Annotated in this window: 5 protein-coding genes; 1 reads left to right on the plus strand and 4 read right to left on the minus strand. The window is 48.3% G+C overall.

Annotation, left to right across the window (positions count from 1 at the left end; all coding sequences use genetic code 11):
* The 4 genes from CCB157_RS15995 to CCB157_RS16010 all read right to left on the minus strand — a co-directional run.
* A partial coding sequence (locus CCB157_RS15995) for a transposase (protein WP_193432320.1) occupies positions 1–238 on the minus strand: 238 nt, incomplete at its 3' end.
* Positions 239–624: 386 nt separating this feature from the next.
* Positions 625–1,083, minus strand: a complete 459-nt coding sequence (locus CCB157_RS16000) for an SRPBCC family protein (RefSeq protein WP_077616834.1) — start codon at positions 1,081–1,083, stop codon at positions 625–627.
* Positions 1,084–1,466: 383 nt separating this feature from the next.
* The gene (locus CCB157_RS16005) at positions 1,467–1,907 is read right to left on the minus strand and encodes a universal stress protein (protein ID WP_077616835.1); all 441 of its coding nucleotides are present in this window, start codon (positions 1,905–1,907) and stop codon (positions 1,467–1,469) included.
* Between the two features lie 309 nt (positions 1,908–2,216).
* Positions 2,217–3,449, minus strand: a complete 1,233-nt coding sequence (locus CCB157_RS16010) for an aminopeptidase (RefSeq protein WP_077616836.1) — start codon at positions 3,447–3,449, stop codon at positions 2,217–2,219.
* 534 nt (positions 3,450–3,983) lie between these two features.
* Here CCB157_RS16010 and CCB157_RS16015 point away from each other — a divergent pair.
* On the plus strand, positions 3,984–4,266 hold a 283-nt coding region (locus tag CCB157_RS16015), incomplete at its 3' end, for a transposase (RefSeq protein ID WP_193432321.1).

The raw sequence follows: 4,266 nt of genomic DNA on the forward strand, positions 1-4,266 counted from the left end.
TCCGCGGCACGCGCAAGGTCAACCGTCCCACCCGAGTCGTCAATTGCCGGGGATAAGACCCGTTTCGATAGCCTTTTCGCTCCTCTGTGCGCTCATAACGGCCGGCGCCAAGTTGATCCGTTAACTGGGCTTCAAGGATTTGATTCAAGACCTGTTCCAACAGTTTGGCCAGTCCTTGATCTTGCGACAAGAACCCGTGCAGGATTTCATCGCTTATTGTAATATTGTATTGAGCCATAGTTGCTTTCCTCCTTTTTGTTTTTTGTTTTGGTCAATGTCCATTCTATCAAAGGGAAAGCAACGTGGCTCTTTTTACATTTCCTTTTTACACAATTTTACGGACTCAACTGGGAAATGGATCTTTCTAAAAGAGTATTGTAAATGGAGAAATTTTTAAACTAACAAAATGAAATTGTCATTGCGGTTCATCATCGAACTTGACACACTCGTTTTATGTTGGGCTTTAGATTCATCGAACAGTTCCTTCCCTATTTTAAACGAATACATCCGCTAGACCTACGTTTAATAACAACATCTACTTGATAAGAATGAAAAACGAACGAAAGCTACTTCAAATATTGAAACTTCTTCCGTTCGTAAAGTTTTTTATGACAAAGGCTATTGTTAAATGGATATGGCGGTCATTGCTATCCCCGTCTCAAGCCAACTCTTTAAGTTGCTTAAAATGGCCGGCCAGCCGTTATTGAATCCTGCAAAGGTATTGTCGTCATCCACATAATCTTCTTTCAAAAGGTTTTCATGCTTAAGGGTCAGCTTGACCGTCGCGGCGTCTATGGGTTGCAGTTTAAACGTGACCCGTGTCGGTTGCTCGCGGGGCGTTTGGTCGCCGACATGGTTCCACGTAAACGAAAGCAAGCGAAGCGGCTCGCATTTCAGCACTTGGCCGTAATCCGTGACCTCGCCGTGCCGTGAATAGGTGACTTGAGAACCGACGTGCCAATCGGTTTGGACGCGCGTCCCGAAAAAGTATTTCTCGGTCGCTTCGCCGTCCGTCAACGCTTCCCAAAGCTTTTCCGGCGAGGTGGCGATGTAGATGACGTATGTAAATGTTAAATTTTCCATTATTCCTTCACTCATTTCTCGATGGATTCTTAGCATTTATAAATTCGGCGAACTTCAAACCTTCACCTGATCTAAAAATAACGCCTGATGAAATCCCTTTCAAATTCTTCGCTGAGGACTTGCTGTTTCCATGCACCTCCCAACAATGCGTCGTATTCAATGGATATGGCCTCAGGATATTGTGACATCTATGATAATCGTGTTTATGTTGAATGTAAACGCCCTATGTTTCCTACCGCCTCTCGTATTAACCGCTTTGGCATTGCTTTTTAACCCATATATAAAAAGAAAAACCACGTGCCCATCCAAGCACGTGGCAAGGTGTCGGCCGTTTCGGCGAATTCCTCAAATGACGGTGCGAATTTTGTGATGAATGCTGCCCGTTACTTGACGATTAAGACCGGACACTTCGCCGCCTGCACCACATGGTGGCTGACGCTTCCAAGGAAAAATTCCTTCACGGGTCCGAGGCCGCGGCTGCCCATCACGATCAAGTCGATATCGTGGCGATCGGCAAAATCGACGATCGCTTGAGCCGGAGAACCGGTCACGATGTGCGTCCGGACGGTATTTTTTATCGAAAGGCCGGCTTTTGCCTCGTCGAGCGTCTTTTTAATCTGCTGATCCCAATCTTCCAACAGCTTTTTGTCGACAACGTAGTAATCCCCGGGATACATGACCGGATAATAGGGCGCTTTGACCGTCAAAAGGTGCACCGTGATCGACTCATCCGTCCGCGCGATGTTTTCCGCAAACTGCAGCGCTTTCCGGCTCAGCTCCGAGCCGTCAAACGCGACGAGAATGGAAGAAACGCGATAGTCCATTCAAATGATCCCCCTTTTGTATGGTCACGGCGGTGCGGCACCTCCCCTTATGGAAACGGGCCGCGGACGGCGCGCCGATCAACCGATCCACCGGTCCCGCGTCCTGCGGAGAGAGCAAATTCGGATCGCTCGCCGTTAAAAAATTCGGACTCCTTAATTTTATCTTACACTAACGGCGCCTGACGGTCTGTGACCTTTTTCACACCCGCGAGACCTTTCCGAATCCGCCCGGCGTCGGTCGATGTGAAGCATCCATACTGCCGCTACACCGACCCACGGCATTGCGATCAAGCGGCCGGGGGTGTCCGCTCAAATCGCCCAGCGCCCGCCTCTCATCACCGGGATCCGGGAACCGTCGGCCAGTTCCCCATCGATATCGAGTTCGGCGGAGCCGATCATAAAGTCGACGTGGTTGATGCTGTCGTTGACGCCGTGGGCGTCGAGTTCCTCGCGCGTCATGTCCGCGCCGCCTTCCAAAGTCGTCGGATACGCTTCCCCGATCGCCAGATGACAAGACGCGTTTTCATCATATAACGTGTTGTAGAAGAGAAGCCCCGATTGGGAAATCGGTGAATCGTGCGGAACGAGGGCGACTTCACCCAAGTAATGCGAGCCTTCGTCGGTTTCGATCAGATGTTTTAACGTTTCAAAACCGCTCTTAGCGGCGTAGTCGACGATGCGGCCTTCCTTAAACGTCAGCTCGATCCCTTCGATCAAGTTGCCGTTGTATACGAGCGGCATGGTGCTTCGAACCTTGCCGTTGACGCCCGTTTTAAGCGGGAGCGTGTACACTTCTTCGCTCGGAATGTTCGCGACGAACGGAGTTCCCTTGGCGTTTGTCGACGTCGCGTCGATCCACCGATGCTTTTCGTGGAATTCGATCGTCAAGTCGGTGCCCGGCGCTTTATAATGCAATTTTTTAAACTTTTTTCGATTCAAGACGGCTGCTTTGTTTTGCAGATTTTTCACATGGTCGTCCCAAGCGGCAACGGGATCTTCCTGATCAACGCGCGTCATTTTGAAGATCATCTCCCACAAACGGGCGATCGCTTCCTCCTTCTCCAAATCGGGAAAAACCTTCGCGGCCCATGTTTCCGACGGGACGGAAATCAATGACCAGCTGACCTTATCTTTCACAATGAATTCGTCGAATTTTTTCAACGCTTCGCCCTCGACCTTGTTGTCTTTTGCCACTTTTTCCGGATCAATATCCTTGAGCAATTCCGGATTTGGAGAATAAATGCTCAAAAATGCCGCGTTCTTTTCGGCGAGCGTTTCAAAAGCGTGGACTTTCCATTCCGGATAATCCTCAAACGATTCCTCCGGCGCGTACAAAAAGCGCGTACGCGTCAGATCATCGTCCCTCCATTCGATATGAACGTGCTTCGCGCCCGCTTGATACGCCTTTTTGGCCACCAAGCGCACAAACGAGGCGGCGGAAAGCTTGGCCGTAACGACGAGCTCCTGACCTTTTTGGATGTTTACCCCTTTTTTAAGCGCGAGTTCAGCATACTTTTCCAATTTTTCCTGAAACGTTGACATGTCTATCCCTCCATGCGCGCAATCCCTTTACTGTTTTATTTTACCATTGCCCGGCCTCTCCTGTACGATTTATCCGAAAAAATCTGAAATAAGAGCATGATCCATGACCTAGGGACCCAGTTTCTATTAAAAAGAGTTTCTTCCTCCCGTCATTCATAGTAAATCGAATATATTCAGGAAAGTCAGCCTCATGAACGCTGGTTATCGATGTATGGATCCAGCCTGCACTTGTCAAAAGGAGCCCACATTCGCTTTCAATCCCAATAAAAGTTGAAAGCGTATATCACTTCTCTAAATATGTATGATCGATAAAAAAACGATCAGAGGAGGCCATCAAAAATTTTTTGATAAACAAGGGTCAAAATAAAAGTTGCGGATACACCTATTACTATTGATGAAATCACTAGAACTCTAAATTTCCCGAGTTGAGTCCGTAAAATTGTGTAAAAAGGAAATGTAAAAAGAGCCACGTTGCTTTCCCTTTGATAGAATGGACATTGACCAAAACAAAAAACAAAAAGGAGGAAAGCAACTATGGCTCAATACAATATTACAATAAGCGATGAAATCCTGCACGGGTTCTTGTCGCAAGATCAAGGACTGGCCAAACTGTTGGAACAGGTCTTGAATCAAATCCTTGAAGCCCAGTTAACGGATCAACTTGGCGCCGGCCGTTATGAGCGCACAGAGGAGCGAAAAGGCTATCGAAACGGGTCTTATCCCCGGCAATTGACGACTCGGGTGGGACGGTTGACCTTGCGCGTGCCGCGGACAAGGGATGGGGAGTTTTCCACTGAACTCTTTCAACGTTATCAAC

This window comes from Caenibacillus caldisaponilyticus (assembly GCF_002003465.1).
Taxonomy (GTDB): Bacteria; Bacillota; Bacilli; order Bacillales; family Sporolactobacillaceae; genus Caenibacillus; species Caenibacillus caldisaponilyticus.